This is a genomic window from Myceligenerans halotolerans, assembly GCF_054782975.1.
Genome location: NZ_BAAGRL010000022.1, coordinates 1 through 20,485 on the forward strand (window position 1 = coordinate 1; position 20,485 = coordinate 20,485).

17 protein-coding genes and 3 tRNA genes are annotated in these 20,485 nt (G+C 71.4%); 6 read left to right on the forward strand and 14 right to left on the reverse strand.

From position 1 onward, the window contains the following. Positions 1-2,216 (reverse strand): Tex family protein (locus tag ACYVK5_RS14900; RefSeq protein ID WP_460706318.1); only part of this gene is annotated, 2,216 nt, incomplete at its 3' end. Positions 2,217-2,471: 255 nt separating this feature from the next. On the opposite strand from ACYVK5_RS14900, the gene ACYVK5_RS14905 reads away from it, so the two are divergent. Continuing rightward, the gene (locus tag ACYVK5_RS14905; RefSeq protein ID WP_460706320.1) at positions 2,472-3,683 is read left to right on the forward strand and encodes a glycosyltransferase; all 1,212 of its coding nucleotides are present in this window, start codon (positions 2,472-2,474) and stop codon (positions 3,681-3,683) included. Between the two features lie 43 nt (positions 3,684-3,726). Here ACYVK5_RS14905 and ACYVK5_RS14910 read toward each other — a convergent pair whose 3' ends face one another. Both ACYVK5_RS14910 and fdhD read right to left on the reverse strand, forming a co-directional pair. Then, positions 3,727-4,821, reverse strand: coding sequence for a GNAT family N-acetyltransferase (locus tag ACYVK5_RS14910; RefSeq protein WP_460706322.1), 1,095 nt, complete (start codon positions 4,819-4,821; stop codon positions 3,727-3,729). A 149-nt stretch (positions 4,822-4,970) separates the two neighbouring features. Beyond that, complete coding sequence (gene fdhD / locus ACYVK5_RS14915; RefSeq protein ID WP_460706324.1) at positions 4,971-5,885, reverse strand: formate dehydrogenase accessory sulfurtransferase FdhD; 915 nt, start codon at positions 5,883-5,885, stop codon at positions 4,971-4,973. 175 nt (positions 5,886-6,060) lie between these two features. Here fdhD and ACYVK5_RS14920 point away from each other — a divergent pair, with 175 nt between their 5' ends. Then, complete coding sequence (locus tag ACYVK5_RS14920; RefSeq protein ID WP_460706326.1) at positions 6,061-8,403, forward strand: FdhF/YdeP family oxidoreductase; 2,343 nt, start codon at positions 6,061-6,063, stop codon at positions 8,401-8,403. A 118-nt stretch (positions 8,404-8,521) separates the two neighbouring features. Further along, positions 8,522-9,109, forward strand: a complete 588-nt coding sequence (locus ACYVK5_RS14925) for a VanZ family protein (protein ID WP_460706328.1) — start codon at positions 8,522-8,524, stop codon at positions 9,107-9,109. Positions 9,110-9,185: 76 nt separating this feature from the next. On the opposite strand, the gene ACYVK5_RS14930 is transcribed toward ACYVK5_RS14925, so the two are convergent. The 10 genes from ACYVK5_RS14930 to ACYVK5_RS14975 form a co-directional block, all read right to left on the reverse strand. Continuing rightward, entirely contained in the window at positions 9,186-11,330 is a 2,145-nt protein-coding gene (locus tag ACYVK5_RS14930; protein WP_460706330.1) for an acyltransferase family protein, read from the reverse strand. 238 nt (positions 11,331-11,568) lie between these two features. Next, positions 11,569-12,366: a tRNA (guanine(46)-N(7))-methyltransferase TrmB gene (gene trmB / locus ACYVK5_RS14935; RefSeq protein WP_460706332.1), complete on the reverse strand. Its 798-nt coding sequence runs from the start codon at positions 12,364-12,366 to the stop codon at positions 11,569-11,571. A gap of 176 nt (positions 12,367-12,542) precedes the next feature. Beyond that, positions 12,543-13,859, reverse strand: coding sequence for an acyl-CoA dehydrogenase family protein (locus ACYVK5_RS14940; RefSeq protein ID WP_460706334.1), 1,317 nt, complete (start codon positions 13,857-13,859; stop codon positions 12,543-12,545). Between the two features lie 50 nt (positions 13,860-13,909). Beyond that, positions 13,910-13,991: transfer RNA gene (locus tag ACYVK5_RS14945), tRNA-Leu, on the reverse strand. 229 nt (positions 13,992-14,220) lie between these two features. Continuing rightward, positions 14,221-15,111, reverse strand: a complete 891-nt coding sequence (phnE, locus tag ACYVK5_RS14950; RefSeq protein ID WP_460706336.1) for a phosphonate ABC transporter, permease protein PhnE — start codon at positions 15,109-15,111, stop codon at positions 14,221-14,223. Further along, complete coding sequence (gene phnE, locus ACYVK5_RS14955) at positions 15,108-15,917, reverse strand: phosphonate ABC transporter, permease protein PhnE (protein ID WP_460706338.1); 810 nt, start codon at positions 15,915-15,917, stop codon at positions 15,108-15,110. The genes phnE (ACYVK5_RS14950) and phnE (ACYVK5_RS14955) overlap by 4 nt, the downstream gene beginning before the upstream one ends. Beyond that, entirely contained in the window at positions 15,914-16,693 is a 780-nt protein-coding gene (gene phnC / locus ACYVK5_RS14960; protein ID WP_460706340.1) for a phosphonate ABC transporter ATP-binding protein, read from the reverse strand. The genes phnE (ACYVK5_RS14955) and phnC overlap by 4 nt, the downstream gene beginning before the upstream one ends. Positions 16,694-16,900: 207 nt before the next feature. After that, entirely contained in the window at positions 16,901-17,893 is a 993-nt protein-coding gene (phnD, locus tag ACYVK5_RS14965; protein ID WP_460706342.1) for a phosphate/phosphite/phosphonate ABC transporter substrate-binding protein, read from the reverse strand. Positions 17,894-18,015: 122 nt separating this feature from the next. Beyond that, entirely contained in the window at positions 18,016-18,750 is a 735-nt protein-coding gene (locus tag ACYVK5_RS14970; protein ID WP_460706344.1) for an HAD family hydrolase, read from the reverse strand. Beyond that, on the reverse strand, positions 18,747-19,229 hold the full coding sequence (locus ACYVK5_RS14975) for a peroxiredoxin (RefSeq protein WP_460706346.1): 483 nt from the start codon (positions 19,227-19,229) through the stop codon (positions 18,747-18,749). The genes ACYVK5_RS14970 and ACYVK5_RS14975 overlap by 4 nt, the downstream gene beginning before the upstream one ends. Positions 19,230-19,273: 44 nt before the next feature. Between ACYVK5_RS14975 and ACYVK5_RS14980 the strand changes: the two genes are divergently transcribed. The 3 genes from ACYVK5_RS14980 to ACYVK5_RS14990 all read left to right on the forward strand — a co-directional run bounded on the left by ACYVK5_RS14980 (position 19,274) and on the right by ACYVK5_RS14990 (position 20,135). Beyond that, a complete protein-coding gene (locus tag ACYVK5_RS14980; RefSeq protein WP_460706348.1) occupies positions 19,274-19,633 on the forward strand; it encodes a GroES family chaperonin in 360 nt (119 codons plus the stop codon). 194 nt (positions 19,634-19,827) lie between these two features. After that, positions 19,828-19,900: transfer RNA gene (locus tag ACYVK5_RS14985), tRNA-Lys, on the forward strand. A 162-nt stretch (positions 19,901-20,062) separates the two neighbouring features. After that, a tRNA-Lys gene (locus ACYVK5_RS14990) sits at positions 20,063-20,135 on the forward strand. Positions 20,136-20,285: 150 nt separating this feature from the next. Here ACYVK5_RS14990 and ACYVK5_RS14995 read toward each other — a convergent pair. Continuing rightward, positions 20,286-20,465: a hypothetical protein gene (locus ACYVK5_RS14995; protein WP_460706350.1), complete on the reverse strand. Its 180-nt coding sequence runs from the start codon at positions 20,463-20,465 to the stop codon at positions 20,286-20,288. Positions 20,466-20,485 lie beyond the last annotated feature (20 nt).

Consider the following 20,485-nt stretch of genomic DNA (forward strand, 5'->3'; position numbering starts at 1 on the left):
GACCCGTCGCCGCCCCGCGCGCCGCGGGCGGCCGCGCCGTCCCCGGCGCCGACCTCGTCGTCCAGGCGCAGCGTGAGCGCGATCCGCTTGCGGGCCACGTCCACGTCGAGCACCTTGACCTTGACGATCTCGCCGGACTTCACGACGTCGCGCGGGTCCTCGACGAACCGCTTGGACATCGCCGACACGTGCACGAGCCCGTCCTGGTGCACGCCCACGTCGACGAACGCGCCGAACGCGGCGACGTTCGTGACCTGACCCTCCAGGATCATGCCAGGCACGAGGTCGGCCAGCGTCTCCACGCCGTCCGTGAACGACGCCGTCGTGAACTCCGGGCGCGGATCGCGGCCGGGCTTCACGAGCTCGGCGAAGATGTCGGTCACGGTGGGCAGACCGAACTGGTCGTCCACGAAGTCGGTGGGCTTCACGCCCTTGAGCGCACCCTGGTTCCCGACGATGCCGGTGACCTCGGACCCGGCCGCCGTGACGATCTTGCGCGCCAGCGGGTACGCCTCCGGGTGCACCGACGACGCGTCGAGCGGCTCGTCGCCACCACGGATCCGGAGGAAGCCCGCGCACTGCTCGAAGGCCTTCGGCCCGAGGCGCGCGACGTCCTTCAGCCCGGACCGGGAGGCGAACCGCCCGTTCACGTCCCGGTGCGAGACGATGCTGTCCGCGAGCGTCTTCGTGATCCCCGAGACCCGCGAGAGCAGGGGCGCCGACGCCGTGTTCAGGTCCACGCCCACCCCGTTCACGCAGTCCTCCACGACGGCGTCGAGCGAGCGCGACAGCTTGGTCTCGGTGATGTCGTGCTGGTACTGACCCACGCCGATCGACTTCGGGTCGATCTTCACCAGTTCCGCGAGCGGGTCCTGCAGGCGGCGCGCGATCGACACCGCACCACGCAGCGACACGTCCAGGTCCGGCAGCTCCGCGGACGCGAACGCCGACGCCGAATACACCGACGCGCCCGCCTCGCTCACCATGACCTTCGTCAGACCCGGCAGGTTCTTCGCGAGCTCGGCCGCGAGCTTGTCCGTCTCTCGCGAGGCCGTGCCGTTGCCGATCGCGACCAGTTCGACCTGGTGCTTCGCGACGAGCGCACCGAGCGTCGCCAGCGCCTCGTCCCAGCGGTTGCGTGGCGCGTGCGGGTAGATGGTCGCGGTGTCGACCACCTTGCCTGTCGCGTCGACGACGGCGACCTTGGTGCCCGTGCGCAGGCCGGGGTCCAGGCCCATCGTGGCGCGGGACCCGGCGGGCGCCGCGAGCAGCAGGTCGCGCAGGTTCGCGGCGAAGACCCGCACGGCCTCGTCCTCGGCCTCGGTGCGCAGCCGCAGGCGCGCGTCGATCCCGAGGTGGACGAGGATCTTCGTGCGCCACGCCCAGCGCACGGTGTCACCGAGCCACTTGTCGCCGGGCCGGCCCTGCTGCCGGATGCCGAACCGGTCCGCGATCGTTGCCTCGTACGACGTCGGCACCCCGGGCTCGGCGTCGGGCTCCGGCTCGATCACCAGGTCCAGCACCTCTTCCTTCTCACCGCGGTACATCGCCAGGATGCGGTGTGAGGGGAGGCTCGCGAGCTCCTCGGAGTAGTCGAAGTAGTCGGCGAACTTCGCCCCCTTGTCGGCGGCGCCGTCCCGCACCCGGGAGATCATGCGGCCGCGCGCCCAGAGACGCCCGCGCAGGGTGCCCAGCAGGTCGGCGTCCTCGCCCATGCGCTCGACCAGGATGGCGCGAGCGCCGTCCAGGGCGGCCTTCACGTCGGCCACGCCCTTCTCGGCGTCGACGTACGCGGCCGCCGTCTCCTCCGGGTCGAGGGTCGCGTCGCCGAACAGCGCGTCGGCCAGCGGCTCCAGCCCGGCCTCGCGCGCGATCTGCGCCTTGGTGCGCCGCTTCGGCTTGTACGGCAGATAGATGTCCTCGAGCCGGGACTTCGTGTCCGCGGTGAGGATCTGCGCGCGCAGCTCGTCCGTGAGCTTGCCCTGCTCGTCGATCGACTGCAGGATCGCCGCCCGGCGCTCCTCCAGCTCGCGCAGGTAACGCAGCCGTTCCTCGAGGGTGCGCAGCTGCGCGTCGTCGAGGGTGCCCGTCACCTCCTTGCGGTACCGGGCGATGAACGGGACCGTCGCCCCGTCGTCGAGCAGGCCGACCGCAGCGGCGACCTGATTCTCCCGGACACCCAGCTCCTCGGCGATGCGCGCGTTGATGCTCTGCACTGTCCCCTACCTCGTCGAATCCAACCGGCTCTGCCAACGGCCCTGCCTCCGCGGGCCGCATCAGATCATGCCAGGAGACACTGACACCCGTCGCCTCGGCTCGACGGACAGCACACGAGGAACACCAAAGCAGGGAGAGGTGCCCTCTCCCTGCCACTCTCAACATATAGCGCACCGGGGGTCTTGCGGCAAGGCCCCCGTCGTCCCGCAGAATCGCCGGACCTGACCGGTACTGCCGACGACGGAGGACACACGATGCGTGTACTGCTGACGACCTACGGCTCACGCGGGGACGTCGAGCCGATGGTGGCGCTCGCCCTGGCACTCCAGGAGCTCGGCGTGGACGTGCGGGTCTGCGCGCCGCCTGACTTCGCGGAGTTGCTCGACGACGCCGGCGTCCCGCCGGTGCCCGTCGGATGGCCGATCCGCGCGCTGGCGACGGGCCTGCTCGCCGACGAGGCGCCGAAGACCCTTCCGGAGATCACGGCCGAACTGGCCGCGATGGCCTACGAGACGGTCGCCTCCGCCGGTGACTGCGACGCGGTGGTGTCCGCCGGCGTGATCGGCATGCAGGCCGGGGTGCAGGCGGCGGCCGAGAAGCGGGGAATCCCATGCACCGGGGCGACCTTCTCCACGAACTTCGTCCCGTCGCCGCACCACCCGCCGGTGCCCTGGCCCGGACAGGCTGTGCCGGACGAGGAGACCGACAACCGGGTGCTCTGGTACCTCAACGCCGAACACCTGCAGGGACTGTTCGGCCCGCCGATCAACTCCCTCCGGGCATCGGCCGGCCTGCCGCCGACCGGCAACGTCCGCGACCTCATCCTCGGCGACCACCCGCTCCTGGCGTCGGACCCGGTCCTGGGGCCGTGGCGGCCGACCGCGGACATCGACGTGACGCAGACCGGCGCGTGGACCCGCCCCGACGAGCGCCCGCTGCCCGCCGGCCTGGAGGCGTTCCTGGAGGCCGGCCCGCCGCCCGTGTACGTGGGCTTCGGCAGCATGCCCCTGCACGACGCCGAGAGGACAGCCAGGGCCGCCTTCGACGCGGTCCGTGCCCATGGCCGCCGCATCCTGCTCGGCAGCGGCTGGGCCGAGCTGGCACCGATCGACGAGGGCGATGACTGCCAGGTCATCGGCGAGGTCAACCAGCAGGCGCTGTTCCGCCGGGTGGCCGCCGTCGTGCATCACGGGGGCGCGGGCACCACCACGACGGCCGCCCGCGCCGGCACGCCACAGGTGATCGTCCCGCAGGTGGCGGATCAGCCGTACTGGGCCGGCCGCGTGACTGCTCTGGGCATCGGCGCGGCCCACGACGGCCCCACCCCGACCTCCGGCTCCCTGTCGGCCGCGCTCGACACGGCCCTGACTCCGGAGACGCGAACCCGGGCCGCCGAGGTGGCCGGCACGATCCGCCCCGACGGCGCCACGACAGCCGCGAAGCTCCTGCTGGACAGTGTCGCCTAGATGTGACGTTCAGGGAGATTGTCCCGACGGTGTGACGGCACATCTAGACCTTGCACTGCATCTCCGCGCAGCCGCCCGCCGGGCGGAAACCCATGGCCACGTTGATGGCCAGCATGTGCGGGTTCTCCTCGTTGTTCCACGTCCAGACGCGCTTGGCGTTCGGCTTGGCGTCGAGCAGGGCCCCGGCGTTCACTGCCTTGACCAGCATGCCGAGCCGGTGGCCGCGATGGGCGCGGAGCACCACCGTCGCCTCCTGCTCGGCGTACTCGCGCGTCTCGTCCTTCGGGTACAGGAGCATCGTCATGGCGGCGAGCTCGCCGGTCCCGAGGTGCTCGGCGGCCGTGATGACGTAGCCGTTGCCCCGGGCGGCGTGCTGCGCGTCGGCCGTCCGTACCCGCTCGGCGTCCCACGGATCGGTCTCGACGTCCTGGTCGCCGCGCGGCTCGTCGGCGCCGAGCGCCGTCTCCAGGTCGGCGTAGGCGTCGATCCACTCCTCGGGGATGTTGTCGCGCCAGGTGTGCAGGCGATAGGCGTCGCCCGCGACGGCCCTGCTCTCCGTCTCGAACGCCTCGAGGGCGCCCGGCGCGAGCGGCAGTTCCAGCAGGGACTTGCGCTCCACGATGGCGCACTCGGCCCCGAGCGAGCGCGTCAGCCGGATCCCGGGAAGGTTCGCGGCGACCCGGCCCTTCCCGGACGACGCCGTGACCCACTCGGTCACGTCCTGGTCCTCCTCGCCGAAGTCCACCCCGAACAGCACCGTCGTCCGGCCGACCACCCGCACGTGCTCGAGGGCGGCCTCGGCGAGGGCGCGCCCGACACCCTTGCCGCGCGACCCGGGCGCCACCTCCAGTTCCGGGACGTGGACCAGGTGCGGGTTGGAGCTCGTGGGGAAGTAGAGCATCGCGTGCCCGATGACGTCCGGCGTCGGCCCGCCGTCGTCCTCGACGGCAACCAGGCGGACCTTGTCCGCGTACTGCTGGTTCGACATGGTGACGAGGACGTCGTTGGCGCTGATCGCCGTGTCGTCGACACCCCACGTCTCCAGGGACACGGCACGCCCGATCTCGCCGATGCCGTGATACGCCCAGGCGTCGGGATGATCCAGGGACGGCGGGTGCGGGGCCTCGATGATGCGCATGCGGCCAGTCTCATCGGAGATCCGCGATCGGGCCACGCTTTTTCCTCCCGCCGGGGCATGCCTTCCGGTTCCTGCGTCGGCCGGTCGTTCCGGCCAGGACCGAAGCCTTCACCCACCGCCGAACGTCGTCGCGCTGGGGCCGGTCTGGTTCATCCGGAACTGCTGACCGGTCGGTCTCCCCTGACCCGGTCCGCCCGCGTGTAGACGTTCATCGACTCACCCCGCACGAACCCGAGCAGGGTCAGGCCGCACTCGTGCGCCAGGTCGGTCGCGAGGGTCGACGGCGCCGAGATCGCGGACAGCACCGGGATCCCGGCCCGCGCGGCCTTCTGCACCAGTTCGAACGACGCCCGCCCGCTGACCTGGAGCACCGTCCCGGCAGCGGGCAGGCGGTCGTCGCGCAACGCGGCGCCGACCACCTTGTCGACGGCGTTGTGCCGGCCCACGTCCTCGCGGACGTACAACACGTCGCCGTCGGCCGTGAAGAGGCCGGCCGCGTGCAGCCCGCCGGTCCGGTCGAACGCCCGCTGTCGTGCGCGCAGCAGCTCCGGGAGGGCGGCGATCACGTCGGCGCCGACCGTGACCGGGTCCCCTGCCACGGGCCAGCGCAGCGCCCCCGCCACCTCGATCACGGTGTCCGACCCGCACACCCCGCACGCGCTCGTCGTCAGGTGGGCCCGTGGCCGCGGCGGCTCGACGCCGCGCGCGAGCGCGACGTCGATCGTGTTCTCCTCGTCGCTGCACGCCTTCATGCCCACGATGTCCGACGCCGCGCCGACGGCGCCCTCCCCGACGAGCCACCCGGCCACCAGGTCGAAGTCGTGCCCGGGCGTGCGCATCGTCAGCGTGAGCGGTTCCGCCGCCGATCCTGCCGATCCCGCCGATCCCGCTGGCGACGGCGACCGCACCGGCCCGCCGCCACGCACCAGCCGCACCATGAGCGGCTCCTCGACGGCCAGGGCGTCGGGACGCGCCGACCGCGCCGACCCGGCGATCCCGTCGCCGGCGACCCCGCCCCCGACGCGCACCCGGACAACCCTCCGCCGCTCACTGATCACTCCCATACACCCCAGTGTCCCGCGCGTACGCGGTGTGGTCGGCCGGACGTCGAGTGGTCGGCCGGATGTCGGATGATCGGCCCCCCGAGCGGCCGATCATCCGACAACCAGCCGACCACTCGCCAACCGACCGATCACAGCCCCGCACCGAACGGAGCGACGGCGGCGTATCGTCGCCGGTGTGAGTGAAGATGCCCGAGGTGATCGTCCGGAGCGGAGTCTGCGTGTCTCCGGGCCGAAGCACGAGGCGGCGGGGGTGTCCGGCGTCGTGCACGCACTGGCCGACGTCGTCGAGGAGCCCGGCCTCGGCCGCGGGCTGAAGGCCCTCCGCCTCGTCAACCAGCACGGGGGCTTCGACTGCCCCGGCTGCGCCTGGCCGGAGCCCGGCAAGCCGCACCTGGCGGAGTTCTGCGAGAACGGCGCCAAGGCCGTCGCCGAGGAGGCCACGCGCGCCCGGGCCGACGCAGCGTTCTTCGCCGAGCACCCCATAGCCGAGCTCGCGACCTGGACCGACCATCGCCTGGGCAAGTCGGGCCGGCTCACCGAACCGATGCTGCGCGACACGGACGCCGCCCACTACCGCCCCGTGACCTGGGACGAGGCCCTCGACCTCGTCGCGGGCGAGCTCCGTGGCCTGCGCGCGGCCGGCGCCCAGGACCGGGCCGCGTTCTACACGTCGGGCCGCACCAGCAACGAGGCGGCGTTCCTCTACCAGCTCCTCGCGCGCAAGCTCGGCACGAACAACCTGCCGGACTGCTCGAACATGTGCCACGAGTCGTCGGGCGCGGCGCTGACCGAGACGCTCGGCATCGGCAAGGGCAGCGTGTCGCTGGCGGACATCACGGACCACGCGGACCTGATCGTCGTCGTCGGGCAGAACCCCGGGACCAACCACCCGCGGATGCTCACCGCCCTGGAGACGGCGAAGGACCGGGGCGCGCGGATCGTCGCGATCAACCCCCTGCCCGAGGCGGGACTGCAGACCTTCAAGAACCCGCAGCGCGTCCGCGGTGTCGTGGGCCGCGGGACGCGGCTCGCCGACCGCTTCCTCCAGGTCCGGCTCGCCGGCGACCTCGCCCTGTTCCAGGCGGTGAACCGCCTGCTGCTCGAGCGCGACGACGACGCGCGCACGGCGGGTCGCGAACCCGTGCTCGACCACGACTTCATCGCCGAGCACACCGACGGCTTCGAGGACGCGGCCGCCGCCTGGCGCGCGCTGTCGTGGTCCGACGTCGACGCCGCCACGGGCCTCGACCGCTCCGAGATCGAGGCCTTCGTGGACGACGTCGTGGGCGCGCGGAACATCATCGCGTGCTGGGCGATGGGGCTCACCCAGCACAAGCAGGCCGTCGCGACCATCCGCGAGGTGGTCAGCTTCCTGCTGCTGCGCGGCAGCGTGGGCCGCCCCGGCGCGGGCGCCTGCCCGGTCCGCGGGCACAGCAACGTCCAGGGTGACCGCACGATGGGCATCTGGGAGCGCCCGCCCGCGCCGTTCCTCGACGCGCTCGGCGCCGAGTTCGCCTTCGATCCGCCGCGCGAGCCCGGCCACGACACCGTCGACACGGTCCGCGCGATGCGCGACGGCCGGATCGACGTCTTCATGACGATGGGCGGGAACTTCGCCGCCGCCACGCCGGACAGCGCCCTCACCGAGGAGGCGCTGCGCCGCGTCCCGCTGACGGTGCACGTCTCCACGAAACTCAACCGCTCACACGTCGTCCCGGGCCGCCGGTCGCTGATCCTCCCCTGCCTCGGCAGAACGGAGCGGGACGACGGCGGTCGCGGGCACGCAGCCGCCTCCGCGGCGGTCCCGCGGTTCGTGACCGTCGAGGACTCCATGAGCGTGGTGCACTCCTCCCGCGGCACCCTGCGGCCGGCGTCGGACCACCTGCGGAGCGAGCCGACGATCGTCGCCGACCTTGCCCGGCGCGTGCTGGGCCCGGACGACCCGGCACCGTGGGAAGAGTTCGCACAGGACTACTCCCGGATCCGCGAGTCGATCGCCCGCGTGGTGCCCGGGTTCGAGGACTTCGAGCGCCGCGTCGCCGAGCCCGGCGGATTCGTCCTGCCCCACCCGCCGCGGGACGCCCGCGAGTTCCCGACGGCGACCGGGAAGGCGCGATTCACCGTGAACCCGCTGGAGGTGGTGCGGGTGCCGGAAGGGCGACTGCTGCTGCAGACCATCCGCAGCCACGACCAGTTCAACACCACGATCTACGGTCAGGACGACCGGTATCGCGGCGTGACGGGCGGGCGCCGCGTCGTGTTCGTGAACCCACTGGACCTGGAGGAACTCGGCGTCGCCGACGGCGAGACCGTCGACCTGGTCTCCGAGTGGCCGGACGGCCGGGGCCGGGTGACGGACCGCCGGGCTGCGGGGTTCCGCGCCGTCGCGTTCCCCACGGCGAAGGGATGCGCCGCCGCCTACTATCCCGAGACGAACGTGCTGGTTCCCCTGGACCACACGGCCGAGGGCAGCAACACACCGGCGTCGAAGTCCGTGGTGATCCGGCTGGAGCGGTGAGGCGGGCAGCTGGGGCAAGCGGACGTGCAGCCGGGCAGCCGGGACGGTGAGGCGGCCGCGCGACCGGAGCCGATAGATTTGGTCTGGTTTGCCCCGCACCAACCCTTCAGGAGTACCCATGCCCGGAGTCCTCGGCGGACTCGACCTCGCCCCGATCGCCATCGCGATCAGCCTGGTGGCGGCAGCGATCGCCATCGTGCACCACGCAAGCATCCGCTCGGACGCGGAACGCGCCGCCGAGGCGGGCTGGATACTCGACGTCGTCCTGGCACTGCACGCCGCCGTCTACGTCTGGGTGGTCCTGGGAATCCACGCGAGCCCCGGGGCGCTGTCGCCGAACCTCATCCCGTTCACCGACCTGGCGAGCACCTTCGAGCACTGGTTCACGAACTGGATCCCCCGGCACGGCCTCACCCAGGTGCCACCGCAGGTCGCGGTCGTCGCGGGAAACTTCCTCCTGCTCGCGCCCTTCGCCGCCGTCGCCCCGCTGCGGTGGAAGGCGCTCGCGTCCGGCTGGCGCATCATCGTGGCCGCGGCCGTGATCGCCGGGACCACCGAGATCCTCCAGAGCGTCCTGGGCCGCGGCCGGAACGTGTCGTTCGACGACGTGCTCGTCCAGGTGCTCGGCGCCATCGCGATCTACGGCATGACGACGGGCGCGCTCAACGCCCGCGAGCGCCGCCTGGCCGAAGCCCGCCAGGTATAGGGGCCGGGCCGGCGGGCCCATCACTCGGCAACAGCAGGGTCCGTGCCCGATCGGACCGATCGGAGATCGTGCGGTTTCAGGTGCCCGGCTCCTGGTCCAGTGCCTCGGCGAGACTCTCTCCGAGGTAGCGGGCGATGGTGCGGGCATACATACCGGTGAGGTGGTATCCGTCGCGGTACACGATGGTGTGTCCGACCACGGGCGAGCACATCTCCGGCCCGCAGTAGAGGTCGGTGCGGTCGATGAACACGGCGTTCGGGTCGCGCCCGGCCGCCTGCCGTAGCCCTTCGTCAATGACGACGGCGGAGCGGGGCCGGCTGCAGGCGGCCCCGGCCTTCTCCGGACCTGCTTCCTCGACGCAGTGCACGACGTCGCGCAAGTACACGTTCGCGTTCGCTTCGAAGATCGGTAGGTCCTTGATGGCCAGGATCCGTGTCGTCTCCGAGGGCCGCTTCGCCCACGCCTGCTCCAGGCCGGTGGCCAGCGCCTCGACCCGGTCCTCACCGGGTTCGGACTCCACTGCCGCACGGGCCGAGTGGGTCACGATGATCGCATCCAGCTCAGGGCGGGACCCGACGTGGGCGTCCACGAGCCGGTTCCACTCGCTGCACAGCCGGGTCAGTTCGGGTTCGTCGCTGACACGAGGCCGGGCGTTCCAGTGACACCCCGTCCGTCCGGCGATGTCGATGCGCCAGTCGTGCTCGTCGGCGATCTGCTGGTAGGCACCGACGAGCGCGTGGTTGTGCGAGTCGCCGACGGCGAACAGATGCCTCGTGAACCCCTCGGTAGGTCCGACCGTGCAGACTCGCAGCTCCACAGGACGTTCCCGGTTGGACCAGCAGCCCTTGACGCTGTGCTGATCGGTGTCCAGCGAGGAGGTGGCCGGCACCAGGAGACCTTCCAGGCCAGGATCCACGCACGGCTGCTTCTCGGGGTCCAGAGCCGCTGCTCCGAGGCAGCGCTGACCAGCGCCTGCCATGACTGCTTCGATCCGTGCGCTCTCCTCGGCCCGAGCACGGTCCAGGAGGTTCAGGCCGACGACGGACGTGGCTGCGAAGAGCCCGACGCAGGTGGCGACGGCGATGAGCGGGGTTCCGGGCGAACGCCGCATCGCAGCGGCGGGCAGCGGGTCGACGACCTTGTGCGTGATCCAGGCGAGCAACACGGCTGCCACGAGGATCACCGCGGCATGCGGGACGGCCACGGTGTCGTGGCGGCGCCACTGGAGGAACGCGACCAGCAGGACCCAGTGCCACAGGTAGAGGCCGTAGGAGATGTCGGCGACGAACGTGACCGGTCGCAGGCGCAGGACACGCCTGACCATGGTCGGCCGTTCGCTCACCGAGCCCAGCACCACGAGCAGCGCACCCGCTACCGGCCACAGCGCGAGCGGGCCGGGGAATGCCGGCCCGCCATCGATCACGAAGCCACACGACACGACGAGCACGAGCCCGGCGACGCCGAGCAGTCCCGCAACCGGGTCGGACATGCGAATCTTCGGAAGCATCAGGGCAGCCAGCGCCCCGACGCCGAGCTCCCAGAACCTCGCGCCGGTGTGGAAGTACGCCTCGGCCTGGTTCTGACCCGACAGCCAGACCGCGAACAGGAACGAAGCCGCGGTCCCGAGCCCGACGACGACGGCCACCAGTCCTGGTAGCGACGACATCCTGGTCCTCGCTCTCGGCACGACGTACGCGAGCGCGAGGATCACCAGGGGCCAGACCACGAAGAACTGCCCCTGTACCGACAGCGACCAGAAGTGCTGCAGCGAGCTCGTGTCCGGCCCGGCCGCGCCATAGGCGAGCTGGCCCGAGATCATCTCCCAGTTCAACCCGTACAGGGCCGCGGCGACGATCTCGCGTCCTGTCTGATGCCACGACGCCTCCGGCGCCACCAGGAACATCAGTACCCAGACCGCGCCGAGTACCACGAGTGCCGGGAGCGCGAGACGCAGGAACGTCCGCCCGTAGTACGTGATCAGACTCAGCTCGCCGCGCGTCACCCGGCCCAGAAGAGAACGCGTCGCCAGGAACCCCGAGACGACGAGGAAGACATCGACGCCCCCGGACACCCGCCCGTTGCCGAACAGGTGGAAGGCCGCCACCAGGACCAGCGCCACGCCCCGCAGGCCGTGGATCTCCTCGATCCGGGCCCGCTGCTCCGACCGGATCGGGGCGACGATGGCCACATGGCGCGGCCGGGTCTTCGTATCGGAGAACATGGCACCGTATTCATCGACTCTGCGCTGCATCCCGGCGCATCCAGGGGCGCGACGGTGGTCGTTGTCGCGGCACCGGAAACTAGCAGGAAGAGTCCGCCGCTTCCGAATCGATCCATGAAGAAAATTCACCCGCGCGGCGAACGATGTGAACACACAGGAATCCGGGAACCGCCAGATTCCGCGGACACCGAGGAAGGGGTGAGGTTGCTCTCACCACTCGCCTCGGCCCGAGTTCCGGCTATGCCCTGACGTAGGTCAGGTCCGTGATGTCCCGGCCCGCCTTGTGGGCCTTCCGCTCGAAGCCCGTGATGACGCGGCCTTCGAAGCGGGGCGCCGCCGCGCGGGGGCCGTGGTCGTTGCGGAGCCCCGGGGCGACCTCCAGGACGTCGAGCATCTGCTCGGCGTACTCCGCCCAGTCCGTCGCGAGCCGCCAGACGCCGCCAGGACGCAGGCCGCGTGCCACCTTCTCGGCGAACGCCGGAGCCACGAGACGCCGCTTGCGGTGTCGCGACTTGTGCCACGGGTCGGGGAAGAAGGTCCACACCTCGTCGAGCGACCCGGCCGGGATCGCCGTGTCCAGCAGCTCGGCGGCGTTGACCTGCATCACGCGCAGGTTGGGCAGGCCGGGCCCGTCCGGCTGCTCCGCGTCCTGGCCCTCACCGGGCTCACCGGCGCGCTCCCGCACGGCGCGGTCGGCTCGCACCATCACCTGGGCCACGCCCGGCCGGTACACCTCGACGGCCAGGTAGTCACGGTCCGGATCGGCGGCGGCGGCCGTGACGATCGCGTCGCCCTGACCCGACCCGATCTCCAGCACCAGCGGCGCCGTCCGCCCGAACACCGCGGCGGCGTCGAACCGCCATGCGGGATCCACCGACATCCGCCCGAAGTGCCGGGGGGCCTCCACCAGGTAGAAATCACGCCGGGTGTTCCAGGCGCGCTGCTGCCCGGCGGTCAGGCGCCCGGACCGCGACGCGAAACTCACCGGAGACGTGCGGAACCGGGGCGGACCCGAGGTGGACTGCTGCTGACTCACCGGAAAATGGTACGCGTCTCGCCGCGTCCGCCGCGCCGAGGAGCCGATCGTGTGGTGTGGTCGGGGGTTTTCCGTGTGGTCGGTCAAGTGCTTGACCGACCACACGGAAAACCCCCGACCACGCACCGGCGCACGAGAGTATCCCGGCGCCAACTGCGCGGATCGTGCCCCGGCGCTCAGCGGAAGGCCTGGATGCCCGTCAGGTGGCGGCCCAGGATCAGGGTGTGGACCTCGTCGGTGCCCTCGTAGGTGCGCACGGACTCCAGGTTGTTCGCATGCCGCAGCGGCGAGTGGTCGAGGGTGATCCCGTTGCCGCCGAGCACCGTGCGCGCGGTGCGGCAGACCTCGATCGCCATGCGGGCGTTGTTCAGCTTGCCCGCCGAGATCATGTGGGACTCCAGCCGTCCGGCATCCTTGAGCCGGCCGATGCGCAACGCCATGAGCTGGCCCTTGCTGATCTCGAGCGCCATGTTCACCAGCTTCTCCTGCGTGAGCTGGTGCGACGCGACCGGAACGCCGAACTGGACGCGCTCGCCGGCGTACGTCAGGGCCGCCTCGAACGCGTCGCGCGCCGCGCCCACCGAGCCCCAGACGATGCCGTAGCGTGCCTCGTCGAGGCAGGCGAACGGCCCGCGCAGGCCGGGGTTCTCGGGCAAGATCGCGTCCTCGGGCACACGGACGTCGTCGAGCACGACGTCACACTGGATCGAGGCGCGCATCGACAGCTTGGGCTCGATGGGCATGGCGGTGAAGCCCGCCGACGACGTCGGCACGAGGAAGCCGCGCACCCGCTCGCGAGTCCGGCCGCGCTCCCGGGCACCGGGCTCGCCCGTCCTCACGTCACCGCCGACGTCACGGCGGACCGCAGCGCCGCTGTCGCCACCCGGGCCGCCGGACTCGCTGCCGCCACCCGCGCCGTCGTCGTCGGACTCGGCGACCTTGGCCCAGACCACCGCGACGTCCGCGATCGACGCGAGGCCGATCCACCGCTTGACCCCGTCGATCACCCATTCGCCGCCGTCGAGGCGGGCGCGCGTCGTCATGCTCGCGGGGTCGGAGCCGGCGCCAGGCTCCGTGAGGCCGAAGCAGCCGATCGCCTCGCCGCTCGCGAGGCGCGGCAGCCACTCCTCCTTCTGCGCGGCCGAGCCGTGCTTGTGGATCGCGGACATCACGAGGGAGCCCTGCACCGACACGAACGTCCGAATCCCGGAATCTCCGGCTTCCAGCTCCTGGCAGGCCAGGCCGTACTCGACGGCGGACCGGCCCGCGCAGCCGTACCCGTCCAGGTGCATGCCCAGCACCCCGAGCTCGCCGAGTTCCGGCACGATCTCGCGCGGGAACACGCCATCGCCGAACCACCGGGCGATGTCCGGCCGGATCCGCCGATCGGCGAACTCGCGCACGCGGTCGCGGACCTCGAGCTCGGCGGCGCTGAACTCGGACTCGATGTCCAGCAGATCCGCGGGCGAGGAGGAATGAACGACGTCGGCCATGGCACGGACTGTATGCCACGGCAGTACCACCTCGGTGGCATTGCTGCCGGTGCGCGAGGCGGGACTCGAACCCGCACGTCCGAAGACACCAGGACCTAAACCTGGCGCGGCTGCCAATTACGCCACTCGCGCGCGGACCACAGTGTATGCGCCCCGACGACCGGCCCGACGCGACCCGCCCGATGCGACGTCGGGGCTGACCGGCTGGGCCGTGCCCGGCTGGTCCAGCGCCCGACCGGGAGTCCGGCCGATCCGGCCAGCCGCGGTCGGTACTTCCGTGAACGATCGGCAGATCGAACTGCCGATCGTTCACGGAATGACCGACCGCACCCGCCGCTGCGGGCCGGGCCGCGCCCGATCGCTACGCGAGCGCCTCGGCCTCCGCTGCCAGGTCCTTGCCGCCGCCCGCGATAATGCGGTGGCGCACCCACGCCGAGATCTGGTCCACCAGGACCGTGACGGCGATGATGATGAACAGCGTGATCCCGATCCGGTCCCAGAGCCGGGCGGCGAAGAGCTGCGTGAGGATCGACCCGATGCCGCCGGCGCCCACCGCGCCGAGGATCGCCCCGGCCCGGATGTTGATCTCGAACCGGTAGAGCCACAGCGCCACGATCTCCGGCAGCGCCTGCGGGAGGACGCCCCAGGCGAGCACATGGGGCCGCCGCGCACCGGTTGCCGAGACCGCCTCGATGGGACGGGGGTCCACCGCCTCGATCGCCTCGCTCCCGAGCTTGCCGAGCGTCCCCACCGAGCCGACGCCGAGCGCCAGCGCGCCCGCCAGCGGACCGAGCCCGAAGATCGGCAGCATGATCGCGATCGCGAGGATGAGCTCGGGGATCGCACGGATCACGTTGAGGATCTGCCGCGTGACGAACACGACCGGCCGGGGCGAGATGTTCCGGGCGGCGAGGAACGCCATCGGAAACGACAGCACGGCCCCCACGAGGGTGCCGATCCACGCCATCTGCAGGGACTCGACCATGTACTCGAAGGCCTTGGCCCAGTAGTCGGTGTACGGGTCGGCCATCGGGTTCTGCAGCACGCCGCGCGTCATCAGCCGCAGGTAGTCGCCGAGGATGCCGGGCGCCTCGGACAGGCGGGACCACTGGGCGTCCACGGTGACCACGCACAGCACCACGATCACGGCGGTCACCAGGGAGCCGGTGACCTGCTTCCACGGGTTGGGCCGCTTCGGCCGCGCGGTGCGGGCCGCGCCCGAGGCGGGCGGGCGGGTGTCGACGGTGGTCATATCAGCCTCCTGCGCAGCCACGCGGAAACCTGGTCGAGCACGAACACCACGATGATGAAGACCGCAACGATCGCGGAGATGTGCGAGTACTGGAAGCGGGACAGCTCGGTCTTGATGACCTGGCCGATGCCTCCGGCGCCGACCAGACCGATCACGAGCGAGGCGCGGATGTTCAGCTCGAAGACGTAGAACGAGTACGACAGGAAGTTCGGCATGACCTGCGGCAGGACCGCCGCCACGGCGCGCTGCACCGCGCCTCCTCCCACGGCGGTCGCGGCCTCGACAGGCCCGCGATCGACGGCGTCGACGCTCTCCGCGGTGAGCTTGGCGGCAACACCCACGTTGAACGCGAACAGGGCCAGGATGCCCGCCAGTGCCCCGTTGCCGACGACGGCGACCGCCAGCAGCGCCCACGCGACGTCGGGCAGCGAGCGCTCGACGGCGAGCAGGGCCTTGAGCGTGCGGGCCATCCAGGGCGGGGCGGTGACGTCGCTGGCCATGTGGGCCAGGACGAGGGCCAGAAGACAGCCGAAGAAGCTGGCGACGACGGCGAGCTGGAGCGTCTCCAGCCACTGTTCCCGCACCCGCCAGGCGAATGCCCAGTCCGGGCGGAAGAACTCGGCGACGACCTCCCGGCCCCGGGTGAGGTCCGAGAACAGCGGCGCGAGCGTGAAGTCGATACCGATCGCGGCCCACACGGTGATGACCGCGCAGACGGAGAGTCCCGCGTAGAGGCCCAACGGCGGGCGGGGCTTCGGCGGCGCCGCGCGGCCGCGAGCGGGCGCGGCGCTGGTCGTGGCGGTCATGTCAGGCGGTCCACCTCGACGGTCGAGACGTCCTCCACGCTCAGGGAGCGGCCGTAGATGTCCTCGAACACCTTGTCGTCGGCCTCGGCGGCGGAGCCGTCGAACACGACCTTCCCGGCGCGCATGCCGATGATGCGGTCGGCGAAGTTCTTGGCGAGGTCCAGGAAGTGCAGGTTGACGACGGTGGTGATGCCCAGTTCCCGCTGGACCCGCCGCAGGTCGGCCATGACGGCGTTGGCGGTGGGCGGGTCGAGGGAGGCCACGGGCTCGTCGGCGAGCACCACCCGGGCCTGCTGGGTCAGGACGCGCGCGATCGCGACGCGCTGCTGCTGGCCGCCGGACAGCTGGGAGGCCCGCACGTACGCCTTGTCGATGATGCCGACGCGGTCGAGCGCGTCGAACGCGATCTCCTTGTCAGCCGCGCCGTACAGACCGAACAGCGAGCTCACCGGGGAGTGCGCGAGCCGGCCCATGAGGACGTTCTTCAGCACGCTGACGCGGGTGACCAGGTTGAAGCCCTGGAAGATCATCCCGACGTCGGCCCGCAGGCGGCGCAGCTTGGCCCCGCCGGCGCCGTCGACCCGCTGGCCGTTGACCTCCAGCTCGCCGGACGTCACGGGCACGAGCCCGTTGATGGCCCGGATGAGGGTGGACTTGCCCGCCCCGGACAGTCCCACGACCACGACGAACTGGCCGTCGGGGATCTCCAGGGACACGCCGTCGAGCCCCTTGGTCCCGGTCGGATAGGTGACGTGTACGTCACGAAAGCTGATCATCGGTTTCCTTGTTCGCTGCTGCAGGTCCGCGCCTGACGCTACTCGGCGCCGGGCCGGGGATGAGGCGGGGCATGTGGTCGGGGGTTTTCCGTGTGGTCGGGCAAGTAAGCGCCCGACCACACGGAAAACCCCCGACCACACGGAAGGCCCTCGACCGTGCCGGCGGCCTCCGCGCGGGTGACCTCCGGCTTGGTCTGGTTGCTCGGCTTACTCGGCGTCGCCGAAGTTCGCCGCGACCTGGCGGGCGGCGTCCAGCGCGTCGAGGTCGGCGGGCTCCAGGCCCTCGATGCCGTACACCGCGTCGAGGGCCGCGAGACCCTCGTCGCTCTCGGCCAGTGCCACGAACGCGTCCGTGATCTCCTTGCTCGCCTCGGGCGAGAACGAGCCCGACACGGCCACGCCGTCGTTCGGGATCTCGGGCGACGACGCGAACACGACGGCCTGGGTACCGGCGTCCGCCTCCTCCTCGAGGACCTCGGCGCGGGCGTCGTTGAACGAGACACCGATCGAGGCGTCGCCGCGCACGACGTTCAGCACCGAGTTCGGGTGGCCGCCCGCGTAGATCGACGTGATGTCGGTCAGCGGGTCGATACCCTGGACCTCTGCGAGCTGGGTGGCCGGGTAGTAGTAACCGGAGGCCGACCCCTCCTCGACGAAGGAGATCGTGGTGCCCTCCTCGATGAGCGCGAGCGCCTCCTCACCGGTGGGGCCCTCGACCGCCTCGGCACCGTTGCAGAACGCGAACTCGTTGCCGTCGTCGTCCGTCTCGGTGATGACGTCGTCCAGGCAGTACGTGTCCGGGTCGTTCGTCATCCACTGCGTGTGGTAGGTCGACGAGCCGTAGCGCACGGACTGCAGCACGGCCTCGGCGTCGGCCTGGTCCACGGCCTGGACCAGCGCGACCGGGCCGAACATGCCGATGTCGGCCTGCTCCGTCTGCATGGCCACGACGAGGGCGGCGTAGTCGGTCGACACGGAGGTCTCCACCTCGACGCCGAGCTGCTCGCCGAGGAGGTCGCCGAGCACCTCGGCGTCCTCGACCAGCTGGTCCTGGTCCTGGGAGGGAACCAGGCCGAGGGTCAGGGTCTCGGGCAGATCGCGTTCCTCCGTGCCCGACCCGTCGTCGGTGCCGCCGCCGCAGGCGGTCAGGGCGAGGGCCGCGGCCGCCGCGGCGGCGGCAATGCTCACAGATCGCTTCATCAGATGTCTCCTCGTGAAGATGGTGGCGCGCGGGCGGTATCGACCCCCGCGAACGCGCGTCACGCTACCGACAGGTCGGAGTCCCGTCCCTTCCATAGGGTTACGTACCGGCAAATTCGAGGTCACAGTATGGACTCGGCGGACATTTTTTCGCCAACGGCCCATGCCGCAAGAGGTTCGAAGAGTGCAGGAAAGGCCGGCGCGGACCACGTCGCAGGGCCCGGCCGGGACGCCCACCGGTCGATGTGCGCGCCGCGCACCCCGACGGCGAGGGCCGGCGCGACGTCGTTCGCGTGGACGTCTCCCACCGAGACGAGCATGTCCGCCGCGGTGCCGGCGTCGGGCAGCAGACGCCGCAGGATCCCGGGCATCGCGGCGGGCTTGCCCGCATCGGGGACGACGTCGTCCAGCAACGGCGCGACACCCTCCCGCTCCAGCCAGTCGGTGACACCGGTGAGCGGTGAGTTCGTGACCAGCACGACGCGTGTCCCCGCGCTGCGCACCCCGCCCAGGAACTCGTGCAGCCCCTCGGGCGCGGAGGTCCCGGCGCCGTCGTCGGCGAACCGGGCGCGCGAGGCGCGGTAGGCGGCGTCGAGCACGGTGCGGTCGGGCCGCTCGCTTCGTTCGCCGGCGAACGCCAGGGCGAGGACCGCCTGGTACCCGTCCTCGGGTGCCGGCACCTCCTGCGTGGCGTTCCCCGGCAGGTGACCGGTACGCAGGAACCGCGCGACGTCGTCGGTCACGTCCAGGCCCGTGCGGCGGGCGACCTCCTCGGCGTACAGGAGGACCGGCCCGTCACCGACACAGACGGTGCCGTCGAAGTCGAGGACGAGGGTGCGGCCGCCCACTCGTCTCACTCGCCGACGCCGAGCGCCTTGCGCAGGCGGGCCACGTGGCCGGTGGCGCGGACGTTGTACTGCGCGAGGGAGACCATGCCGTCCGGCGCCACGACGACCGTGGACCGGATGACACCCACGTACGTCCTGCCGTAGTTCTGCTTCTCGCCCCAGGCGCCGTAGGCCTCGAGGGTGGTGTGGTCCTCGTCGGAGGCGAGGGGGAAGGTGAGCGACTCGGTGTCGGCGAACTTCTCCAGCTTGGCGACCTTGTCCGGCGAGATCCCGACCACGGCGTAGCCCGCACCCTGGAGCGAGGCCAGCGAGTCGCGGAAGTCGCACGCCTCCTTGGTGCAGCCCGGCGTGGCGGCCGCCGGGTAGAAGTAGACGACGACGCCCTTGCCGGCGATCTCGCGCAGATCGGCGAGCGAGACGGTGCCGCCGCCGGCGGCCGGGAGGTCGAAGTCAGGAGCCTTGTCGCCGGGTTCGAGCCGTGTGGTCATGGTCCCAACGCTACGCGACCTGCACGTCGCGTAGCGTTGGGGGTGTGAGTTCCGTAGTCAAGAATCCTGCCTCAGAGCAGGCGCCTTCGGGCAGCCTCCCGATCCGCATGCTGCACGACCGGCTCCTCGTCGAGCCCGAGACCGACAAGGCCGAACGACAGTCCACGGGCGGGCTCGTGATCCCGGCCACCGCGGCCGGCCCGAAGCGGCTCGCCTGGGCGAAGGTGGTCGCGGCCGGCGAGCATGTGCGGCAGGTCGGCGTCGGAGACCGCGTGCTGTTCGACCCGGAGGACCGCGCCGAGGTGGATCTCGGCGGGACCGACTACGTGCTTCTCCGGGAGCGCGACGTGCACGGCGTGCACACGGTCGACGGCGGGGAGAGCGCGGCCGGCCTGTACCTGTAGCCGCACGGCGGATCGGCGGGGCGCGCCCTGACGGGCCGGCCGCCAGAGCGGGCCGGCCGCCAGAGCGGGCCGGCCGCCAGAGCGGGCCGGCCGCCAGAGCGGGCCGGCGACCGCTGCCCGGGGCTGTCACGCAGGTCACGTCCTATCCGGTTGCGAGTCCCGGCGGCCGTCCTGGTAGTGTTGCTCTCCGTCACGCGCCATTAGCTCAATTGGCAGAGCAGCTGACTCTTAATCAGCGGGTTTGGGGTTCGAGTCCCTGATGGCGCACTCAGCGGGGGTGATCTGTGCCGACGTCGTCGGCCCTTTCGCTTCGTTGATGTCTTGTGGGGGCGCAGCCCCCACACCCCGCCCGGGGGCACGCCTCCGGACCCCCTCCGTGGTTGCGTCCGTTGCGGTCGTACGGTGTGATCATGGCGTGGGAGGGGTTAGGCGCCATTAGCTCAATTGGCAGAGCAGCTGACTCTTAATCAGCGGGTTTGGGGTTCGAGTCCCTGATGGCGCACTCGACAGCAAGCGGCGTGGCCCTTCGGGCCCACGCCGCTTCGTCATCTCCGGGCCGATGGTTGCGGGTTCCGGGTTGGCGAGCAGGAGGTTCCTTACGCCTCGAGGGCCTGAAGCGTAAGGAACCTCCTGCTCAACCCGGCGCTAGCGGCTATCCGGCAGGGACGACCCCGACGGAATCCACGACGAGGGTGCCGCTGACCACCTTGACCTGCACGGTGTGCGTGTCGTCGCTCAGGCCCCGCAGCGTGAATGCCTGGTACAGCCGATCGGAGTCGAATGTCGTCGCGGAAGCGTCGACGACCTGGCCGTCCACGCTGACCTCGAGCACCGCGGAACCGTCGTTCGGCC